The sequence below is a fragment of the Treponema ruminis genome, from assembly GCF_014201975.1.
Lineage (GTDB): Bacteria > Spirochaetota > Spirochaetia > Treponematales > Treponemataceae > Treponema_D > Treponema_D ruminis.
In genome coordinates, this window is the sequence record NZ_JACHFQ010000012.1 from 1 (window position 1) to 23,583 (window position 23,583).

General features: G+C 43.2%; 6 protein-coding genes. 3 read left to right on the top strand and 3 right to left on the bottom strand.

The genetic code is table 11. The features are described from left to right. Positions 1-681 precede the first annotated feature (681 nt). Both HNP76_RS14120 and HNP76_RS14125 read right to left on the bottom strand, forming a co-directional pair. Positions 682-14,025 carry a hypothetical protein gene (locus HNP76_RS14120; RefSeq protein WP_184661695.1) on the bottom strand — a complete coding sequence of 4,448 codons (13,344 nt, stop codon included), beginning with the start codon at positions 14,023-14,025 and terminating at the stop codon, positions 682-684. Between the two features lie 225 nt (positions 14,026-14,250). Then, positions 14,251-19,455 (bottom strand): Ig-like domain-containing protein, encoded by a 5,205-nt coding sequence (locus HNP76_RS14125; RefSeq protein ID WP_184661697.1) that lies wholly within the window; start codon positions 19,453-19,455, stop codon positions 14,251-14,253. Between the two features lie 182 nt (positions 19,456-19,637). Here HNP76_RS14125 and HNP76_RS14130 point away from each other — a divergent pair, with 182 nt between their 5' ends. Further along, positions 19,638-20,375 (top strand): NAD-dependent protein deacylase, encoded by a 738-nt coding sequence (locus HNP76_RS14130; RefSeq protein WP_184661699.1) that lies wholly within the window; start codon positions 19,638-19,640, stop codon positions 20,373-20,375. Here the strand turns inward: HNP76_RS14130 and HNP76_RS14135 are convergent. Then, complete coding sequence (locus HNP76_RS14135; RefSeq protein ID WP_184661701.1) at positions 20,372-21,592, bottom strand: class I SAM-dependent methyltransferase; 1,221 nt, start codon at positions 21,590-21,592, stop codon at positions 20,372-20,374. The two genes, HNP76_RS14130 and HNP76_RS14135, sit on opposite strands and share 4 nt — an antisense overlap. Positions 21,593-21,693: 101 nt before the next feature. On the opposite strand from HNP76_RS14135, the gene HNP76_RS14140 reads away from it, so the two are divergent. After that, positions 21,694-22,464 (top strand): ParA family protein, encoded by a 771-nt coding sequence (locus tag HNP76_RS14140; RefSeq protein ID WP_184661703.1) that lies wholly within the window; start codon positions 21,694-21,696, stop codon positions 22,462-22,464. After that, positions 22,457-23,509: a ParB/RepB/Spo0J family partition protein gene (locus HNP76_RS14145; protein ID WP_246462607.1), complete on the top strand. Its 1,053-nt coding sequence runs from the start codon at positions 22,457-22,459 to the stop codon at positions 23,507-23,509. Before HNP76_RS14140 ends, HNP76_RS14145 begins: the two co-directional genes overlap by 8 nt. Positions 23,510-23,583 lie beyond the last annotated feature (74 nt).

Below are 23,583 nucleotides of genomic sequence, written 5' to 3' on the forward strand. Positions count from 1 at the left end.
GATGACTGGATTGATTATTACAACACAGAACGTTATCAGTGGCAGTTGGCTAAACTTTCTCCAGATGAATACTACAAATATTTCACTACTGGTATCTATCCTCTAAAGAAAGAAAATCCTACTGATATTTGAAAATTTTCTTCGGATTTTTTAATCCCTTCTTCTTATGTGTCCTTGACAAGGGGTACAATTCAAAGAATCTCTTGAAAATGAAACTTCTTTCTACTGAGCAGATTGCACAGGCGGAAGGGCTTCCGCTTGAAACTGTACGAGAGTTACAGCAACAGTTTAAATGAAATGTTCAGGAGGGATTACGCTGCTATGAATTTACACGACAGGGATATAACACGTGCCGCAAGATGGTATCCGTCGGTTCTAACCTCGTAACAAAAATCGACATGCAGTATTATACTTCTCCCAGCGGTGTAAAATGCAAAAATCAAGAACAAAAGAAGAGAAACAGGAACTGTCACCCGGTATGACAGTACCAAAGCCCCCGTTTGACAGTACCATATCGCCGTTTGGTACTGTCATATCACCCGTTTGGTACTGTCAAATTCCGGCATAGACAAAAAAAACAGCCCGAAAAGCAGGGAGGCTTTCTGCTTTCCGGGCTTAAAAAATTACTCTCAGCCAATGTCGCTTGGCGTTATTTGCTCCGGAACAAGTCCGGCAATTTTTTTATTCCTCTCCACGGAGGAAGTCTACATAGAAATAATCTGAATTGATACCAATTGCGTATGGACTCTTTGTATTATTTCCAGTTTTTCCTCCCGCAGATACAACACCTTCATACGCATCAGTTACAACACTTAATTTATAATCTGTTGGCTCAGCATCTGACGGGTCAGAAATTGATTCAAAATGACCGTCTTCGATATAAGCAACCTTTGCGACACGTGCACTTCCCTGTGCCATATGTGTAATTACAGGCAGTGCTTCAAGTCCTGTCTTAGACTTATCGTTCAGAGTCATCTCACACCAAACACCGACATTGTCTGTAGAATCAACAACCGTTGTAATAGCAGGTTTGTCATATTTGTTAGCTTCAAAGTACATATAGTACAACGCACCCTTGTTATTCTTTGTACCCTGTGCCACAACATGCAAACCATTATTGTCATCCATTTCAACAGTTACATATCGTCCGAAATCACTGAGTCCGCTTGGACGAGTAATTTTATTGTCAGTCCAGCCACTAGCTGTTTTTGGAATAGAAGAATTGCCCACAGCAATATGTAAAGTTTTGTCTGTCTTATCATAATAAGCAACAACAGGCGTAGGAGCTGTTATTTCACCTTGAGCAACAGCCGTTGTTCTGTCATAAATAAGTGCAACATCGCTCCACATACCAGTGTCGTGTCCAGAACCCACTGAATCATTGCCAGCAATTACAGCATCAGACGGCCCGAATTCACCAATTTTGTAAGTCGGAGTTTTAGAATTTGCAGACATTTTGAAAGTTGCCCGCTGATAATTCTGCTTACTATCAGCAAAGTATGCAGGATAATCAACAGCTGCATACTTCAAACAATGAGTATATGCATCATAATAGGTGATATAAAAATGGTATAGCCCAGTTATAGAATCGTCTCCAAACTTTTCAGTTTCAGAAGAATACACTCCAACCATTTTTGGATTTCTGAACTGATCCATCATACTGTCATCACCCTGATACTCTATTGTTACACCCTGTTCATTATGCAAATTCTTATCAAGTTTATAACCGTCTCTGGTAATAGTAAGACCTGTTCCCCATGTCTCACCAAGCGAGCAACCATTTTCAAGGAATACATAGAACGGAATGTAAGCAGCTCTGTTCTTTGTGTCGGTAGCTTGGTTTGCAGTTTTTGGATTTACAGAAGGTGCATTCCAGACAAGGCAAACATCCGTATATTCTGTAGGAGTATAGAATGTACCAGTCGCAGCCCTACACATTGAGGTAGAAGCAGAAGTTCCCAAGAATGCATCATATACAACTTCATGTGTTGACCCCCAGAATCCGAACAATCGGTCTTGCTTTGAGTATGTATCATCAGGAAGTGAACCACCCCTAGTTTGCCAACCATCTTTCTCATATTTTACGAGAGTACCGCTTCTAGGATTGTCACTATTATCAAATTTTGTTCCCGTGTTCCATACCGCAATATACCTGTCGTCAGTCCAGAAGTTGGTTCCGGCATCGTTGGCACGCTTAAAGCCTCTGTCCATGTTGCCTTTGCCGTTGTCATCTGAAGCTACATAACCTTCTTCAATGTTGCAGCCGGCATTTTCATTCATGTTATTCTTTGTATAAGTCCAATTACCACCGGTAGGTTTTACCCATACACGGACATAACAAGAATTCTGAGGTGCAGTTACTTTAATCTTACCATTTTCAACCTTACTTACATCATCATCTTCAATAAACTTACCTTCATATGTATTTGGAGAAGAAATGAGAGCTTCATTTTCTGGTGTCGTACTGAATCCAATCCTGTATTCAAGATCTGTTGAGAAGTTCATTCCTTCAATATACATATCTTTTCCTGCCTGTACTGGGAATTTGCCCAACCTAGAGCGGGCTGCGCTGCTTTCTGTTGCAGGGTAAATGCTCTTGATGTATGGCACGAAATCCATTCTATAACGAGATGTATGAGCATCACAGACAGTCTGTACACTCGAATTGATACTAGAGTTTTTACCAGTAGGAATTGTACTTGCATCGTATGCAGTTACATAAACACTCTGGTCAGTCTTAATTCCGAACTTGGTCATGTTGATTTCAAGTTTCCATGCAACCTTATGACCTTTCTGGCTCGGCTCTGTAATTGTTTCAACTTTAGAAGAAATATAGTTATCAGGCCAAGGCCAGCCGTTTGTGCCAGCTTCTGTTGCATTCTCAGCAGTTTTCCAAGCACCAGAATCGTATTCAGCAATAGTATATGCTGTTCCGCTCGGGTCTCTTACCTCAATCTTCGACAATCGTGTCTCATCATAAGCAGTACCTTCAATGTATACAGTTCCAGAAACACCCGGTCTAACAGTTGTCTTGTTTTTGTCTGCTTCAGCGACAAGATCAATGTGTCCTTCCGGTGTTCCGTCTTCAGCATATACGAATGAGCCGTCTTCCTTGCTGTTCCAGTAGAACGGTGTGATGTCAGCTCTTGGTCTGACGTCATCCTTTACGTTGATTACTAACGGAATCTTGAGGAGTGCATAGAGGGAATCTTCACCCTGAGTTGTTTCAGGAGTTTTGTCCCAGATTGTGAATGCAAAGTATTTCTTAATCTTTGTATCGCCAACCCAGCTTTCATGAGTTTTCAAATCATCATTGTTAAGGACAAAGCCAAGATAACCGCGGTTGTTTGTTGGAACAGTGCCGTTCTTAACGAAGTAGCCGTTTGCATCAGTTGGAGTTCTTGAACCAAGGAATGAAGAAATATTTGTCGTTACAGGTGAAGCAGCAGTACTTCCACGGTCTGCAAGCTGAAGAGCTGCCAAACTTGAAGAGAATGACTTCAATGCCGTTCCCGTGGCTTGTGTGATTCCAACACTTTCAGCTTCCGCATCTTCAGGAGTCAAAGCCTCCGGTGAATTATCTGAAACGCTGTATGCATATCTAAGCTCTGCATCCTCACCGTTTCCACCGATGATTTCAGGCAATACGAGGAGTCTGTTTGAAACAACGAAGTTGCACTGGTTCTTTTTGAGTGTTGCCGTTGCCTGAATCTTTGAGTCTTTTGTGAGCGTTGAATAATATGCAAGCTCGCCGTATTCTGTTCCGTTTTCTGTGTATCGTTCAGAATTTGAATCAAGTTCAGGAACTTCCCCGTTGTCGAAGTCGAACAAATTGTTTCCGTTCAAGTCGGTTGCGAGGTAGACTCGTGCGATTCTCGGGCGGTTGTTCTGGATGCTTGTCTTGACGTAGCCTGAGTTTGAGTTACCCGCATCATCGAATACAACAATATGGATTTCTGCAGGACCGTCAGGAATATTGTCAGAGTGAATGCTTGCAGTCCACTTGTAAGTGCTTCCTGTCTGCTTAACCATTTCGACTAAGCCGTCACCGTCATCGTTTGAAACACCTGTCGGATCAGCAGAAGAGAATCCTTCGGCAATCTGGTGGTCAACGAGCATTGCATAGATGAATTCGGCTTCAGTGTATTTGTCTGAAACTTCGTCTGCAAGTGTCGCAACATCATCTGTAATTGACTTGATTCTGTGATATGCACCGCCAATCTTTACAAGTCCGAATGATGTAGCCCCAGTATTCCATGCAGCATTATTAATGAACTTATTAGTTCCTAAACGTGTAAATTTAACTGTACTTGTTGTAACTCCATCTGTCGTTGTGTTTGTGACTGTTACAGTCTTAACGAGTGCAGGCAAGCCTTCAGAGTTGATGTAGACTTCATCGGCAGTCTTTGAGGCTGCAAGTGTAATCATGTTGTCAGTTCCAAACATCGGGCTGTAGATCCGGTTTGTAGTATGGTGCGTTTCACTTGCGGCTTTCTTGAAGTAGAATGCGACGTAAGCAAGGCCAGAGCGGGCTTCTACAAGTTCATCACCGAATGTGTAAGAACCGTCTGAGTTTTCAACTACGTTGTTTCCTGTATCAATCTGCATTCCGTTGCTCTTCAAGCGGAGCGTATCTGCATGAGCAAGTTTGTCATCCGCAACGCCAGCTGTTCCAGCTTTTGTTTTATACAGGGCAGGAGCCGTGTTATCAATGAAGAATGAGAACGCGGTCGTAACGTCTGTGTGCTGGCCGTCGAACATTTCAAGCGTTGCGTAAACGTGACCTTCACTTGATGTTGTAATCGGGATAAGGATGGTGTATGTTTTTGTATCCCGACCATTTTCAACAAGACCTGTTATTGCGGTCAAAGTTGAATCCCCGGAATCGACGCCGCCATCAGAGATAGCAGAAATATAACCGCTTCCAGTCATGCTCGAGATTTCAAATCCCGTTACGCTTGAATCATCAGAAATTTCAGCCTTCAAGTACCAATTTGTAGCCTTTGTGCCAGAGAAGTACATTCCGGCCTCGTAAGACTTTTCAAATACAGGAGTTGCAGTCACAGAAGCAGGGGCAGAAGCAAATCCAACGATTGCCGCCGATTCAAGAACAGGAACTGTCTTATCAACTACGATTCGGTTTATACATGTTGCTGATGTACCGTTTGCATGAGCTTTTGAACTTGAAGTATCGTTTTCATCGAATGCTTCGACAGTGACACGGATTGCCTTGAGTTCATCTGTGCCAGTATTAATTTTTGCCGTATTGATAGAAGCCTTCCAGCTTGTAGTTCCGTCACAAACGATTGTGCTTCCTTCCACAGTTCCGCGGGTAACGGCACGGTTAGTATCACTTGAATCAGAAGAAAGATTTGAAATGTCGATTTCTTTCCATGTCGTAGAATCTGTAATTGAGTCACCGTCTTCAGTTGTGTACTCAAGTTTTGTAATCTTTACGGAAGCAACGCCTTCGTCATCTTCGGCTGTACCCATGAGGTTTACTTTGTTTCCTGTCTTAACCAATCCATTTACTGATTCAGCGTGTGAAGTAAGTTCGGCTTTTGGAATACCGCCGTCCGGGTAAACCCTGTAGTAGAACTTGGTAATACCTTTGCTACCGTTAGAATCTTCTGTATAGAAGAAAATCGGAACGTAAATCGTTGCGTCTGTTGTAGAGGCCTGTGCATAAGTGTACGGGTCTTCCGTTGTACCTGTTCCGCTTCGAGTTACGGCATATTCGAGTTTTCCAGCTGTTGAAGATTCTTTTGAAGCATAGTAAATCAAGCTTGTTTTGCCAGTTGTTGCATTGGTTTCTTCTGTGAATGAAGAGCTTTCAAACTTAATGTCGAATTCCGCATACATTGAAGATGCAACAGAAATATCTTTCCAACCAGAAACTGCAGCCAAATTAGTAACGGCAGTTTTTTCATCAGTCGTTCTGTCATTTTCATAAGTTGTTTGCTGTTCAGCAGTTGGAATGAGGTATTTGACGGTCTTGATTCCTGTAGAATCTGTTACGCTTCCAGGAATTGTGACTTTGCCTGTAATTCCAGTTTCTGTGTCATTATAGAAATTCTTGACCGTTGGTGCGACGTTATCAACAAAGATGTTGAATGTTTCAGAGCTCTTTCTGCCGGACTTATCAGTTACGGTTATTGTAATTGTATTATTACCTTCTGAAACCAATGTCTGGAATCCACCAGTAGTATCAATTACACCAATCTTATAGATGTAGTCAGTTGTTGCACCTTCTGGATCTATACGAGTTACTTTACCTTCATCCAAAGAAATAGTGCCGTTCGGAGCCTTAATCTCAACGTCACTGCCAACAGCAGCCATTTCTACATCTTCTTCTACAGTAAAGTAGATTGACATGAATTTTGAGGCTGGACCATAGCTTACCTTGCCTGTCGGTTGCCACGGCTCGGATGCAGCAGTATTAGGATATGCAGGGATTGCGTTTGCTTCTGTACTTGCGAAGTACAAAGCCGTAATTTTCGGGTCCTTCAAGTCAACCTTGAATGAAACGGCATCTGTATTCAACGCCTTTGGTGTTTTTTCCAAAATAACGTATGGCTCACCAGAAGAAGCAAAACTGTCTTTTGTTGTTTTTTTAGTCTCGAATGTTGTACCGGCTTTATCTGTTACAACGAAGAAAATATTGCGTTCGCCAGCTTCAAGTCCATCAATTCGCCAGTTTCCGCTGTTGAATGAAGTAAAGTCTTTAGGCTCGCCAGTTTCGCCGTCCTTATACTTAAATGAATCAGCATCAATTCCGTCGTCATCAGAGATTGTACCCATGATTGTTCCGGCAGAAATAATGTCACCGGCTTTATCAAGGCTTGTAATCTTGATAACAGGGCGGTCTGTGTCCTGGTCAACTGTGACAGTTACAGGAGCTGAATATCCGACGTTGCCAGCCTTATCAGTTGCCTTTGCACGGATGTAGTAAACAGTTTTGTCCGTGAGTTTTGACGTGTCAAAATTGCTTGCAGTGAACGTGTAGTTACCTGAGAGGTCAAAACCTGTCATCGTTGAAGAAGAAGCGTCTGTCCAGCTGAGGGTGTTCAAATCTTCAGGATCAGTTGCAGGTTTAACTACATACTGAATTGCAGTAATTGCTTTATCCGGCAGGATGTTTCCGTCCGTGATTTCACCGCTGAGGCTAATAATTCCGTTAATTTCAACATCTGTCGTTGATGAGTCAGCATCAGCCGGTGCTTTGAGAGTTACGCCTGGATTTGTCTTATCAACAATGATTGTTGCAACGCTTCGGTTAATTGTGTTTCCGTCGCCCGCCTTATCTTTTACAGTTGCATAGACTGCGAATGTGCCGGATTCAACATTGCTGAACAAGTTTGCGGCAACTTTTCCAGACCAAGTTTCTGCTTGTTCTGTGGCACCGGTCAAGTCTGCTTCAACGCTAGATGTTACCGAAGTTGTACCTACAGTTACGCTTGTAGTTTTATCAATTACGACCTCTGCGTCTGTTGAATTTTTTCCCTTACCTTCGACATAGAGAGTAACGGAATCAATTCCTGCCGCTGCATCAGAACAAAAACCTTTAAGCGTGATGTCGCCTTTTTTGAAGTTCGTAAGAATCTGGCTTGCAGAAAGGCCGTCGCTTGAACCTGCGATTTCTACAGTTACCTGGTCGCTGAGTTCAGGAACTGCCGTATCAACATTGATTGAGTAGCAGTTTACAACAGTATCTTCCGTGTCTGTAGAATTAGCCTTATAAGAGAATGTCTTTGTATCAACCGCAGCGTTTCCTACGTTATCAACGGCTACAAGAACGAGATAGTTGTTTCCTTCCTGGAATCCTGAAAGCAGGGTCTTGAAGTTGTAGGCTACAGTTACTTTTTCCTGTGTTGCAGAAGCCCCTGTTCCAACATTCTTCAAGATTGTCTGAGATGTTTTTTCTGTTGGGGCAAAGTAGCCGGTAGCTTTGTCCTGATAATTCTTCAAGAAGCCTGTCGTGCCAGTAATATCATCCACTGAAGGAGGTGTTTGTTTGAGCATGTAATAAATCATACTCAATCCGCTGCCAGTTTCTGCTTCATCAAAGTAACCGCGAATCATGATTGAGTTGGAATTTCCGTAAGTTCCCTTAGAATACTTAGCACCAACTTTTTCACTTCCGTATACCTGTTCGCCGATTCGGAACTGCAAATCCTTGCCAAGTGAATCTGTGTCGTGGATTCCGTTTGGAGCTGTTACATCTGGAGTAAGAACAATCTTGTAGTCAGAAACATTGTTTGCGGCGTCCGTGATACTGAGAGTCAATGTTGTTACAGCAGACAAAGTAGAGAAATCAAGATCATCAAAGTTGAAATCACCTTTTTCTGCATGTTTCAGTACGCTTGTACCATTCTTAAGTTCAACTCTTGCAACACCTTCGTTATCTGTCGCAACACCAGAAAGGGTGAACTTGTGGTCATCCGTGTTGTGGATGAAGTAATAAGGAACCGATTTTGCATCATCCCCTGTACCTTCGATTACTGTCTTTGACTTGTAAGCCGTATAATTTGGAGTCGTGTCTGCGAAGTTGTGGTTGTTAAGTTTTGGAGGCTTTTTATCAACGCGTACCGAGAACATCTTGATATTCAGGCTGCTGTTTCCGGCCTTATCGTAGTAATCCGCCCTAACTTCTCCAGTTTCGAAAGCTTTCTTGTTAATAACTGCTTTCCAGCCGGTGATTTTTGTAGTATCTGAAATTGAAGAAGCAGCTTTAAATGTAGACTCACCGTCTTTATCAGCTTTTTCAACCCACTTTTCAAGTCCATTTGATGAAGCCATTGTGTATTGAACTGAACCTGCAGTCCATGAAGTAGCTTCAGTTGTGAACGTGATATTTGAGGTATCTGCAATTACCTTCTTTTCAGTATCGGTAAGTACTTTAAGCTGCAATTTTTCAACATCTACACCAGAATCCGCATCAGAAATAAGTCCATAGAGAGTTACATTATTTTCACCGTTTGTGAGAATGTCACCCTTTACTTCCGCATTGATTGCTCCCATCTTGTAATAGAATCTTTCGAAGCGTGGCTGGGTCATATCGACTTTGATTTCGTAGCAGCCGGCAAGAGAAATTTCAGACGTCGTGCCATCCGGTGTATATTTATAAGTAACATTATCAAGTTCTGCGTTGCCAACTTTATCAACGGCAATGAGTACGAGATAGTTCTTTCCTTCCTTGAATCCAGGGATATTAGTCTTGAAGTTTGTCGGAATCACTTCCTGACCGATTGTTCTGCTTTCCTCAACTTCAAGTGGAGAGAAATAGCCGCTCTTCTTTCCTTCATAATCTTTCTTGAATTCATCGATGTCAGTAGCACTTGGAATAGAAGCGAAGGTCTTGTAATAAATCATGTTCAGACCGCTTCCATTTTCTGTAAAGTAACCGCGGATTTTGAGTGAGCTGTCTTTTCCGTAAGTTTCTGCTGACTGTCCGAGTCCTACATCGCTGACTTCGCCAACTTTAGAGTCTCCGATTCTGAAGTAATTGTCTACATTTCCTGTACTGTGCTTGCCTTCCGGAGCCTTTACATCAGGAGTGATGTGAATATTCTGCTCAAATACGTTGTTTGCAATATCAGTAATCTTGATTGTAACGTTTGAGTCTGCATCAAGGGCTGAAAGGTCAATTCCAGTCCACTTGAATTCACCTTTATCGGCATCTTTTGTGACTCCGCTTCCGGTAATAAGCTCAACTTTTGCAATTCCCTCGTTATCAGTAGCAACGCCTGAAAGCGAGAATGTATGTCCGTCACTGTTATTTACGTAGTAATGAGGAATCTTTGTATCAGAACCGGCAGGGAATGTATAATCCGCAGTCTTGTAAGCCGTATAGTCTATAATTTCTCCAGTCTTCTTTTCTGCCGTGAGAGTATGGTTTGAAATTTTTGGCTTTTCCTTATCCACTCGGATTGAGAACATCTTATAGTTCTTGTTGCCGTTTCCAGCATTATCGAAGTAATTTGTGCGGACTTCACCGGCCTTGAACCTGTCATTATCAATTACAGCCTTCCATCCGGTGATTTTTGTAGTATCTTCAATTGAAGCACCATCTTTGAATGTAGTAGCTGTTGCAGCGTCTGCTTTTTCAATCCACTTTTCAAATCCGGCTGTTGTATCAACATTTACGGTCTGCTGATTTTCGCCATCGACCTCTGTCCATGAAGTAGGCTCTGTCGTAAATGTAATGTTCTTGACTGTCTGTGTGTCAGCAAGAATTGATTTTGTCGTACCGTTAATTACATTGAGCACGAAATTATTTACGTCAACACCAGAAGCGGCGTCAGAAATAAGTCCGTAAAGAATTACGTCGTTTTCACCGTTTGTAAGGATGTTGCCGCTTACTTCACCCTTTACAGCGCCCATCTTATAGTAGTAATTTTCAAATACCGGAGCCGTCATATCGACTTTAATTGACGTGTATTCAATCTTCTCCGATTCGTTTCCTGCAAGGTCAACTGCGATGAGTGTGAGTTTGTGGGCATTTGCAGCTGAACATTCAGTAAAATCAGGAATAGTCGTCTTGTATGTGCTTATGCCGTTTTCTGTTACGGCCGTGAAGCTTCCTGAAGCACCTTTTGTTTTTACAGTTTTATCTTCATTGAGAATATCGCTGAATACAATTTGAGTTTTTCCGTCTTTCTCAACAGTGTTTACATCTGTGTCGAGCCAGTAGTAGACGTTTGAAATGCCGTTTGCCTCTTCAAATTCGCCGGAAAGGTTGAGGGCCTCGCTGTTGAACCAGGTCTTTTCAACATAAGCTTTTCCAGCCTCTGCATTAGAAGAAACGAAGACTTTTGATTTATCGTCCTTGAAGACAGGTGCCTTTGTATCAACCTTTACGCGCACATCGCTTGTATAAGACTGTTCGTATCGGTCAGTTGCAGTGTAAGAAAGGATGTACTCGCCGTCTGCAAGGTCCTTAATGTCTTCATCAGTCTCTGCCCAGATAAAGTTTCCGTCTTTGTCTTTAGTAATTTTTGCTGTAATGTCAACCGATTTTTTATCTTCAGCTTTTGCATCAAGCTTGTAAATAGAACGTGTAAGTGTAACGTTATCTTTTTCAGAAACAGTTCCGTTTGCGGCAAATGCTTTCTTCTGATATGAACCGGCGACAGGATTCTTAATCTCGACTGTCGGAGCTCCGTCATCAACGGCAACGTAGAATTTTCCGACTTTATTGGTTCTCCAGAGTTTGACCGTTTCGCTCAAATCATCTTTCAGTTTAGAGTCTGTTACTTCGATATAAACCTGATAGATTCCTTCTTTTGCAGGAAGCAGATAGTTCCATGTGAAAGAAGGTTTGCCGATTTGCTTTATAGAAGGATTCTCAAATCCGTCTGCTTCATAAAGTTTTCCGGCCTCATCGTAAAGCACGACTTTTGCACTGGCAATATTATCATCATCATCAAGGGCAATCTGGATTGTGTTGTTGTTCTTGATGTTGAAGAGGTTGTGGCTTGCAACAATGCTCTTTTTGTTTGCATCATTCTTTGCCTCTTCTTCAACGACGAGGAATGAATGTTCGACAATCTGGTCATCTTTTCCAGTTTTGTAAGAGAGTTCTGCGTTTGCAAATTTAATCTGAGGAATATCAGTTTCCTGGCAGATTATAATCGGCTTGTTGAAATTTACTTCCTCATTTTTGTCATTTTTATAGGTGACTGTGTTGTATTCTGTTGTAGAATAAGAAGTTGTGTTTCCACAGACATCGACAGCCGTAATTACAACTTCAATATTCTTCTTTTCTTTTGCAGTTTCCGTCCATTTTGTAGTGTCGAGGTCAATTGAACCGGAGTAAACTTTGCCAAGGCTGACAGGAGAGACTTTTTCTTCACCGTCTACAAGAACTTTATATGAAACTTCCTTGAGGTTGGTCTCTTCGATATTGAATTTTACAGTAATGTCGCCGTTTACATAATTTCTGATATTTTCTCCGGCTTCTGAATAGAAATTACTACCGCTGACATATGGAGTTACATTCGCAATCGAGACTTTAGGCATTGTCGAATCAACATGGACTGAAATTGTCTTTGACGTAGCATTGCGCGAAGATGATTCAGATGAAATGTCTACCGTATAGAAATAAGACTTTCCTTCGCCTTCGCTTGCAGAAATATCATTGTAATCAGCAAGTTTTGAAGGAGTGAATGTCCAGATTTTTGTTGAAGGGTCATAAGTCAATGATTCATCTGTAGAAGAATAGCCGCTTGTTTCATTATAAGTAAGGTCGACTGTATATCCGTCAGTCTTTCCTACGGCAATATTCTGTTTGTTTTCATCCTGAACGCGGAGATTAATAATCAATGCAGCGACTTTGAGTGTTGAGCCGTCCGGGAGAGATGTTTTACCACTGAATACAAGACCTTCTGTTGACTTCAAGTAAGACTGATTCTCAGGCTCTGTAATTATAAGGGTTGGAGCCTGACCTGCTTCATTTGCCTTAAATGCGTAGAGTGTGTTCTGAAGGAAGGCAACGTCGTCTTCGTCATAACCTGTAACAATGAATGCGTAGACCTTTCCAGAAATGTAAGCCTCTTTTGGAAGGACGCATGACAAGGTTTCTGTCTGAACAGAAGAACCGGAATCAGTAGAATTATCCTTGACGAGGACAATATCGAGTTTTTCGGCCTCTGCATACTTCATTACTTCATTGATGATTTCCTCTGATTTTTCAAGAACTTCTTCATAATGGAGTTTCTGGACTGCCGTAATCTTGCTTGCAACCTTGCTGACCCGCTCCAGGGCTTTTTCTGGAGTCAAGCCGTCAACAAGCACTGTCCAGACCTTGAGGTTTCCAGGAAGGATTGCCGTCTTATCAAGACCTGCATTAACGCTTACGACAACCGTGCTGTCGCTGAATGCTTCTTTATATGTGACGTTTCCGGCTATATCTTTAGATACTGAGAAGCCGTTTACGCTGTATGTCGGGTTTGCCATTGGATTGAGGGAGAAGCTGAGTTTGTTTGCATCCTTGTCCTCTGCCTCCGCACTTGTATCAACTACTACTTCTTTCAAGATTTTGAGGGCCGGCTCTGTCTTTTCATCAGCCGCGCGGGTTCCGTTCAAAAGAGTCATAAAGTCAGCTGCGCTAAGACCGTATCTGTTTCCGCTCTTAGAGCTCATGAGTGATTTATAAACTGAATCATAGAGATAGACTTTTGAAGTGATGTTTCCGCTTGTAGTGTTATCGCTTTCACCAGGATCTGTATATGATTTTGTATTGTCTTCTACCAGAACCGTACAATAGTATTTTTTAGTTCCGGCTGCATCATTGTCACCGTAAATCTGAGTATAACGCTCGTTCTGAACTGTTCTAGCAGTTCCGTCATTCTTATCAACATAATGAGAAGCAATTGTAACGCTTGTGCCGCCCGCCGTTGCAATGTCTTCTTCCTTATAATCACCGATTAAAGTTCCGTTCTCATCAAAAATTTTTGCGGTAAGGCTTGCGATTGTGTGGTCATCAGCAATTGTACCGTCAATTGTAAAGATTGAACCGTAAGCAGAAGCTTTTTTGCCCTGAGACTTGATTACGCCAGGATTTGAAGCTACAAAAACCGGAGCCGTGTTATCAAGGTCGAAAACTCGTGACGCATTACTTTTATGACCTGCGCCATCATGAACTTCCGCCGTGAACTGATAGTTTCCGTCAAGATAGTCGTATTTTTTATCTTTATCGTTGTAATTATTGATGCTGGCTTTCCAAGATTTTCCTTCATTTTCAATTGATGCAGGAACTGTGCCAACAACTTTTTTGGTCGTCGTGTCCGTAACGGTAACGATGATGCTCTTTACGCTCTTATCATCGTCACAATTACCGGCAAGAACAAAAGTGCCCCGAATATTAGCTCCCAGAGGCGGGTAAGTGATTTCGATTTTAGGTGCCTCCGTATCAACGGTTGAACCCAATCCGGAATCCTCACCACAAGCCGTTATCACAAAAGGAATAACAGCAAGTGACAAAACAAGAGCCTTTTTCCACACATTCAAGAACACTTTTTTCATAATTTCCCCTTTTTTACAGCGAAAACCTTTTCGTAATAGATTAAATTAGAGATTTTGGAGATTTTCAAATTATTTTAAGGATTTTAAGATAATTTGACCCGACTTGTGGCTGTTTTAAACAAGGCTAAAAGCCAGACGAAGTAATTAGCAGCAATAAATTCTTCGACTGGCTTTCAGGGGCCCTGCCTTAAACAGTTCCTGACCTGTAATTGTTTTTTTTACTGATTAGAATACGTTCACACGCAAACCGAATGAAATCTGTGGAACAAGACTCTTGATATCTTCTTCCGAAGAAACATCGGTTGGGATGAACCAAAGCTGACCTTCGGTGTAGAATGCGATTGTTCTGAACATCTTCTGTCTAGAGAAGGTGACTCGCGGGAATTCCAGCTGGAAGAGACCTGCAGAAAGAATCTGAGCCTTTCCTGAGCCGGATTCGTTGAATCGCGTGAAGTTAGCACCGACCGCAACATTCAAACTGAGCCATTCCCAGTCTGGACCAAAGTAGTATCTGAACGGCATATAGTAAACGTTTGCCAAAAGTTTGACACCCAATACATTGTCGCCACCATAACGCATGTTTGACTGGTCGAACAGGTCACGCTGTTGCTGAGTGAACTGTCCCCACTGAACCTGAAGCTTAACGTTGTCATCAAAGAATGTAAGACCTGCACCAACGTTGAACAATGTTGCTCCCCAGAACTGCCAGTCGAAGTACAATCCCTGGATGAAGCCTGGGATTTCGTACATAGCCTTGTCACCGCTTCGCAATGCAAGAGTGAGGCTCTTGAGTGCGATATCGTCTTTTGCGAGACCAGAGAATTCCATCTGCTGGTTGTAATGACCGCCGGCACCCGGAGAAATGAGCTTGATTGTAGGTTTAGTGCTATCAACCTGAACGATACAGCGTGTAACTGCAATCTCACCGTTCTTCATTGTGGCACGAACGAGCAGGAAGTGGTAGCCTTCTGCAATATCCTCGTTTTCAACACGGAATCGCCATTTGCCGCTTGAAGAAAGCTTTTTGAATGTCTTACCGTTGTCCAAAGAAAGCTCAACCTTGTCTACAACTTTTGCAGCAACTGCTTCCTTGAGTTCTTTTGGAGCACCCTTTGCGTTTGCACGGACAACCTCATCTTCATCATAAGAGTAACCAGAGTTACCAATGATGTAAGGTCGGTCGAATGCGAAGTCACCGTAAGTGAAGTTGTCAATTGTGATCCACGGACCTACAGCACTGTAGTTGAGGTACTGGGTATTAGAAACAATCTTTGAATTGTCTGCAAGGTAAGCCTCGACACGAATTGTGTGCTGGCCTTCCTGAATCATTGTCTGATCAAGTGTATATTTGAAGAATCCGCTCTCGCTGAGTTCTGTCTCTGCAACAGAATTTCCATCTACGAAGAGAGTGAGGCTCTGGATGTCTGTCTCGCTGACTGCAGTACCATAGATGTTGAATACGCCCTGGACGAATTCACCGTTGAGAGGATAGAGCAAGTCAACTTTAGCCTTTGGAGCCTTTTTGTTGAGCTGGATGTTTCGGCTGACGCGGGTGATGTTTTCTGCGGCATCAACACCTGTAAGCTCGATGTTATAGAATCCGTCCTCAAGGTTTGTGATGTCCATTGCCTGAGTGATGATTTCATCAGGCTTCAAGTCTGTGCGTGCCAGCTTAGAGTTTACAACCTTGCCGTCAAGTGAACGGATTGTAATGAAGAGTTTTGTAAGGTTGATGTTATCGATTGTCTGACCTGAGAGGAATACCATGCCGGTAGTCTTTGAGTCATCCAATGGAAGCATGAGCTCGATTTTTGGAGGCGTGTTATCAATGTTGATCAAAGAAGAATACAAGCCCTCGATTCCGTACCAGTCAACGACCTTCATGAAGACAACGTGTGTACCGTCTTCGATTACACGGGTGTCGAGCTCGTAGCTCCAGTTACACTGAGTCATTTCGTGACCGAAGTTGCCGACAGCCTCGTTGAATGAGTTTCCGTTATCTACAGAAATGTAAACTGCCTTGATACCGTTTTTATCAGTTGCGATACCAGTCATTTTGACTGTCTGTTTTACAGTTTCGCTGATTGGTGGTGTGAGGACAGCGCCCTTCGGCTCTTCAAGAGAAATGCGGAAGTTGCGTGTGAACTCAGGACCTTTTACGCCGTTAATGTCTTCTGCGTAAATTGTGATTGAGTGCTCGTTATCAGTGAAGTCAGTGAGTTTCTTCGGAATGATGAAGCTTGTTCCAATCTGATCAAGTGCCTCATAGCGGCCATTGTCGAATTTGTAGAAAATCTTTGGACCGGCAATGACTTCACCCAGCTCGTCCTTTGTGATTCCATCATCATCATAGATAACGCCTGAGAATTCGAAGTCACGGGTGATTACGGCATTTTCTTCCGGAACATGGACTTCTGCGATTGGCAGGTCGCTTACGTTGTCAATGATGAAGTTCCACTGCTTGATTTCAGTTGTGTTTCCAATTGCATCGACGAACTTGAAAGACATCAAATCATCGATAGGCTTATCTTTTGTACCGATGTGGGTTGTGACAAGCGGAGCAAGTGGAATGTCTGACGGTGTCGGAGTTGTTCCCTTTGCAGCAGGCGGGAAGTAGAGGACTTTGTCGAGTCGTCCGTTATCCTTTACCTTGAATGCAATGAGGTTGTCACCGTTTACGATGTCATCAGGACCAGGGAGAAGGACTTCAACCTCCGGAGCTGTTGAATCTTTATGAATTGCGACAGAGCGTACTGTTGATTTGCCTGTTGTGTCTGTAGCGCGGACATCGATTCCGATAAGTCCGTCATCACGGTTCTTGACGCCGACGTTTGCCGTGTACTGGCTTCCGCTGGCCTTCATTTCTGCCCATGACTCACCGCCGTCTGTAGAATACTCGACTTTTGCGATTCCATTGGCATCAGTAACATTTGCCGTGATACTTGTTCCTTCCTGTACCCAGAGGTGATTTGCAGGAGATACAATCTCAACCTTTGGAGCCTCTGTATCAACAACAAGATTTACGAGAGGAGAAGTGAATGATTTGCCGCTGCCGTCTTTTGCGGTAACAGCTACGTTCTTGTAAGTGCCGTCTTTGAGCGCCTTGATTTCAATTGATTTGCCTTCGTTTGCAAGCTCAATTGCGTTTGAAGAAACGCTTGCACTTACAGGACCTGAAATATTTGCATAGCCTGTAAATTCTTTGTCTGATTCGATTACATAAGCATTTACGTCATTGCTGTAGACTGCGTTTTCATTTGGAATCCAGATTACTTCACCAGTCTTCCAGCTGCTCTTCTTCTCTGGCTCCGGGCGAACTACGCAGAATGTAACTTTGCTGCTGCCCGAAGCAACTTTGCCGGCTATTGCCTTTACAGTCAAAGTTGTTACGCGAGAAGGAAGATTTTCAAGTTTTACGACATACTGACCGTCTACGAGAACAGCTTTGCCTGTCTGCTGAGCATCACCACCGATTTCGGCATCACCTTCAATCAAGTAGTTTACAGAAACTGATTTTTCAGCAGTCTCAACGTTGAATACGGCTACGACAGGGTCAGTTGACTTGCCATAAGGAATCTGGACGTTCATGCCGGCCTTGTATTCCTCGCCGTTAATGCTGACGATGTCAACGGCAACGCCTGAATTGTCCGAACCTTCGATAAGTTTGTCAGCCAGAGGAGCATCAAGCAAATCCTCATGGATGTAAGTCAAATCCTTGATATTGATGAGGGACTTTTTCTCAACAGTGCGGTCATAAATATCAGTTGCAGAAACCGTAATCTGAACAAGGCCCCAAGGAGCGTTTGAAAGCGGAATCTTTACGGAAATAGATTTTTCCGGTGCTTTTGGAGTGAATTCTTCTGAAGTAAAGACGTCATCGAAACCTGATTCAATTTTATAGCTGTAAGAAGCGATTCCGGCAGGACATGTTGCCGAAACTTCATAAACAGGATTTGATTCCGGGTGAACCAGAAGACCGTTTGTTACATCCTCAGCACCGATTTTTGGAGTTGCGAAGCTGATTTTCGGGCCCATTGAAGTGAATGTTGCCGTTACAGGATTGCCCCGTACACCATAAATATCAGTTGCAGTTACAGTGATTTTGTGGAGGCCAGCAGGAAGAGCCTCGTTTTCAATCTGAGCACAGAAGACGCCCTGAGACTCAAGAGTTACAGGTTCTGCGCCGTCAAGGCTGTATTCAATAGAAGCAACTCCGTCATCATCAGCTACGATACCGCGGACAAAGAGAGTGTCAGCAGCACCAGTGAGGACTGAGCCTTCTGCAGGATTCTGAATTGTTACTACTGGCTTGTCTGATTCCTGATTGATTGGAATTGTCTTTTTGAGGACAACAACGTTACCGGCAGTATCAACGGCAGTTACAGTGAAATCAACAGATTTGACGTTCATGCCGATTGTATTGATTTCCTTGCTCCAGTATGGGTTACCAGGAATAAGCTCGAAATCTTCGCTCTCGCCATTGAATGACCAAGAGAGCTTGTGGATACCGACCTTATCTTTTGCGAAACCGGCTACAACGAATTTACCGTTGCAAACTTCGTCCTCAGCAGGTGAAATGATTTTTACGTCTGGTTTGGTGTTATCAACGAAATAAAGGAATGAAGAAACACCGATAGAGCCCATTTTATCAACAGCCTTGAACCAGAGGATTGCAGGACCGTCTTTTGCGATTCGAGTATCGATAGGAACATCAAATGTTGCGCCGTCACGAGTTTTGTACTCAGAAATTTTTGTTTCGAGATATGTCTCACCGTTATCAAGAGAATAGTAAAGAGCTTTGATTCCGTTACCGTCGGTTACATCACCTTTGAGACTGATTTTGCCAGAAACGAGCTCACCAAGAGCATGATTCGTTACAGTTGTGACTGGCTTTCGGCGGTCAAGGTTCCATGTTACGAAAGCCTTTTTCTTTGGCTTTTCCTGAGAAGAAAGACCGTTAATATCAACGCCCCAGACTTCGATTGTATGAGGGCCTTCTGCAAGTTCATTAGTATCGAGATAATATGACCAGAATTCCTTACCTTCGGCTTTTACAGGCTCTCCGCCGTCAAGAATAAGCCAGACTTCAGCAACGCCGTCATCATCAACACAAGTACCGACAATGTTGAGGTTGCCAGGAACGCGCATGTTGTTGATAGGGTTTGTAATTCCGGAAATTGCATAGTCAGAATCCGGATCGATGAAGAGGTTATAAGGACCTGCGATTTCTGTGTTGCCGCCCTTATCCTTTGCTTCAACATAGATATTGTACTTTCCTTCTTTCTTTTCATTTATGTCGAAAGTTTCCTGCCAGCTGTCCATTTCTTCGACATCACGGTATTCTGCATCGCGTTTGCCAAGAGTAAATGCAGAAAAACAGCTAGCCCCCAAAATCAAACAAAAAATGCTTTTCTTAAGGCTTAATTTCATACTTTACTATCCTTATTCTTTTTTGTAATCTCTTAAATGTTAAAGCATGTGGAAATTTAAAGCAAATTCTATAAAAATTTTTTTTAAAATTTCACAAGATTCCTGTTTATAAAATCGGCAAAAAACTCCATTTTCTTTAAATTAATTCAATAGAGTTTTAAATGTCAGAAGGGGGCAATACAATGAATGACAAGATTTCTAGACTTCAGGAAATAATTGATGAATCTCATCGCATCGTGTTTTTTGGCGGTGCAGGAGTATCTACCGAAAGCGGCATCCCGGATTTCAGAAGTCAGGACGGCTTGTACCGGCAGGAATGGAAATATCCGCCGGAAACAATTATTTCCAGATCATTCTTTGATCGCAACCCAAAAGAATTTTACAGATTTTATCGTAAAAAACTGATTATAAAGGACGTAAAACCGAATATCACCCACTACAAGCTTGCTGAACTTGAAGCGGCTGGCAAACTAAGTGCTGTTGTCACACAAAATATCGACGGCCTGCACCAGTTGGCCGGAAGCAAAACTGTTTACGAACTTCATGGAAGCACTCTCCGAAACTTCTGCATGAAATGTAAAAAGAGTTACGATATAGATTTTATCGCAGCAAGTGAAAACTCGCAAGACACTCTCCCCCGTTGTGGATGCGGCGGACTTGTAAAACCGGACGTAGTTCTTTACGAGGAAAGCCTCAATGATGATGTCATTAACGGTGCCGTAGATGCGATTGCAAATGCGGACACACTGATTATTGGCGGCACTTCGCTGATTGTTTATCCTGCGGCCGGACTTATCCGCTACTTCCGCGGAAACAACATCGTTCTGATTAACAAAACAGCGACAACTGCGGACGCAAATGCCGACCTGGTCATTCACGATTCGCTGGGCAAGGTCTTCGAGCAGATTAAAGTGAATTAATCAGATAGGCCGGCTAAGGTTTGCCTTGCTCCCAAAGTTTCAAGCAGGGGGCTTTTAAAATCAGAAGTTTCCTGCCTGTTACGGACTGCGCGGATCAGCAGGTTCTTTGGAGTGGCACTTTCTTCTATAAATTCCAGTATCTGCACCTTGTAGCCCTTGCTTTCCAAAAGTTCAGCCCGGATGGCGTCGGTTACAAGGGCAGAAAAGCGTTCTTTAATAAGGCCGTATTTCAAAAGCGGTGCAAAAGGAGAATCAGTCTCTACAGATTTTGAAGAAAGCTGGCTGTTGATTTCGTGCTGGCAGCAGGGGACTGAGAGGATTGACTTTGCCTTGCGGCGGATTGCGTAGTCCAAGGCGTAGTCGGTGGCAGTATCGCAGGCGTGCAGGGTTACGATTATGTCAGGATGCTTTTCCTCGCCGAAAGATGCGATGTCCCCCACCGCAAATGAAAGATTCTTGAGTTCCAGTTTTTGAGCCAGAGTGTTGCAGTAGGCGATTACGTCTTTTTTGAGGTCGAGGCCGAAGATTTGAGCCGGGATTTTTTTGACCTGAGTAAGATAATACTGCACAGCAAAAGTGAGGTAGCTCTTTCCCGAACCAAAATCCACGATATTGAGCGGCGAATCTTCTGAAATAGGATTTTTCTCGCCCTCTCGCAGCCGGATTACATCATCCAGAACATCGTCCAGCATTTCAAGAAAGCGGTTAATCTGGCGGAACTTGTCATACTTAGCCTTAACGACTTTTCCCTCAGCCGTCATTACGCCCAGGTGTACAAGGAATGGAACCGGCGAGCCTTCCGCAAGAAGGTATTTCTTGATTTTGTTAGCACCTACCTCCACAGAAGAAATATTTCCCGAAGAAACATTACTAATCTGTGTTAATCTGTGTAAATCTGTGGATTCTTTTATTGGTTTTCTAATTTCAGTCTTCTTTCCCTTTTTGTTTGCAAGAATCGTGATTTCCTCGGATTCCGTACGCTGGACGCAATTTTTGAAAGTCGAGCCTGCATGAGCGGCGATAAATTCGTTAAGCTCAGCCTCGCTCATTTTTTTGTGAAAGACTTGCTTTGCCGTGTAAAACTCCGCGAAGTAATTTTCGTTCTTTGAGGCGGCAAGAGAAGCCGTGAGCAGCTTGATTTTTACGCGGATGTAATCCTCGCCCAAGATTTCAGAAATGTTTTTGACAGGTTTTGAAAATGTGGCAGATAAAATCATAAAAATCCTCTCTTGCTTTGCTTGCATTGCGCCCCGTGAAACTTTAAAATGTTTCACGAAACACTATATATTTTAATTTAAAAATGCGATAATATAAATATATGGGAAAGATTTTTGTTTTTGTTAATCAGAAGGGTGGCGTTGGCAAAACAACTTCCGCTATTAATATTGGTGCCTACATGGCTGAGCTTGGCAAAAAAGTTCTTCTCGTCGATTTCGACTCTCAGGGCAATATGTCTACAGGCGTTGGAATCACAAAAGACAAGCCATCAATTTACGAATTCATGGACGATGACTCGCTTGCAGAAAAAGCGATAAAACATACGGCAGTGGCAAACCTCGATGCAATCTGTGCGGACGAGGACCTGGCCGGTGCTGCCATTGAGTTTGCTGATGCGGATAAAGTTCCTGTCGAAAAGCGCGACTTCATCCTCAAAGAAACTCTTGAACCACTCAAAAGCATTTATGACTTTATTTTGATTGACTGCCCTCCTTCACTGGGAATTTTGACTACCAACGGTCTTACGGCCGCTGATGCAGTTCTTGTTCCTATGCAGTGTGAATATTTTGCCCTGGAAGGAATCACTCTTTTGCTGCAGACTGTCAAAAGGGTTCAGTCTACAACAAATCCAAATCTTACTATCGGCGGCATTTTCTTTACAATGTATGACAGCCGCACACGACTTGCCCAGGACGTCGTAAGAAACGTTCAGGCATATTTCAAGAATTTCGTTTTCAACACGATTATTCCACGAAACATCCGCCTTTCAGAAGCACCTTCTCACGGTCAGCCGATTTGTCTTTACGATCCAAACTGTGTCGGTGCAAAAAGCTACAAAAAACTTGCAGAAGAGGTAATCAGTCGTGGCTAAAAAATTCGGTCTTGGAGCAGGTGTTGACGCTCTCATGGTCAAAGCAGGTTTGAGTGCAGACGATTTTATGCCAAACCATGAGCCTCAGCAGAATTCAGAGCAGGCTTCCGCAAATTCTCAGGATATTGCAGCAGAACAAATGGCAGCGGCTCAGGCCGTAACAAAGGCGGTCGAAGCCGGAAATATTTCTCATGAGGTTGCGAGCGGCGAACATAAATTGCCGGCAGGAATCAACGTCGATGAAAACGGCCAGCTTTGGCTCAGCGTTGATTTGCTCAAGCCGAACCCTCACCAGCCACGAAAAGAGTTTGAAGAAGAAGCCCTCAACGAACTTGCAGAGTCAATCCGCGAGCACGGAATCTTGCAGGCAATTACGGTTGAAGACGCAGGCGACGGCACTTTCTATATTATTGCCGGTGAACGCCGAACCCGAGCCGCAAAAATTGCAAACCTCGCAGAAGTTCCAGTCCAGTTACGAAAATATTCTGACCAGAAAAAGCTTGAAATCGCCCTTATCGAAAATATTCAGCGAGAGGACTTAAATCCAATCGAAGAAGCCGAAGCTTACTACGAGCTCATGGAAATTTCTGGTTTGAGTCAGGAACAGGTCGCAGCCCGCGTTGGCAAAAACCGCTCGACAGTTGCAAACGCAGTCCGTCTTTTGAAATTGCCAGAAGACATGCGCACTTCCCTAGTTCAGGGACATATCACGGCCGGCCATGCGAGAGCCCTTCTTTCTGTGAAAGATCCGGCTGACATGCGAATCCTCTTTGCCAAAATCATAGGCACAGGAATGAGCGTCCGTGAAGCTGAAGAAATGGCCCGCTCCCTCAACGAAGGGGCAGGAAACGGCATCAAAAAGCCAAAAGAATCAAAAGATTCCAACAAAGACCCAAATCTCCTTGCATTGGAACAGCAGTTCATCGAAAAGCTGGGCACAAAAGTCCAGATCAAAGGAAACATGGAGCGAGGCAGCGTAGAAATCCAGTTCTTCACAAAAGACGACCTGAACAGAATTTATTATTTGATTTGCGGAGATAACTAATTAATCAGCAATGTGCGGTTAGCAGTTTAGTAATTTTACGGGACTTCGCGGGTCCCGTTTTTTTTTGTTTTCAT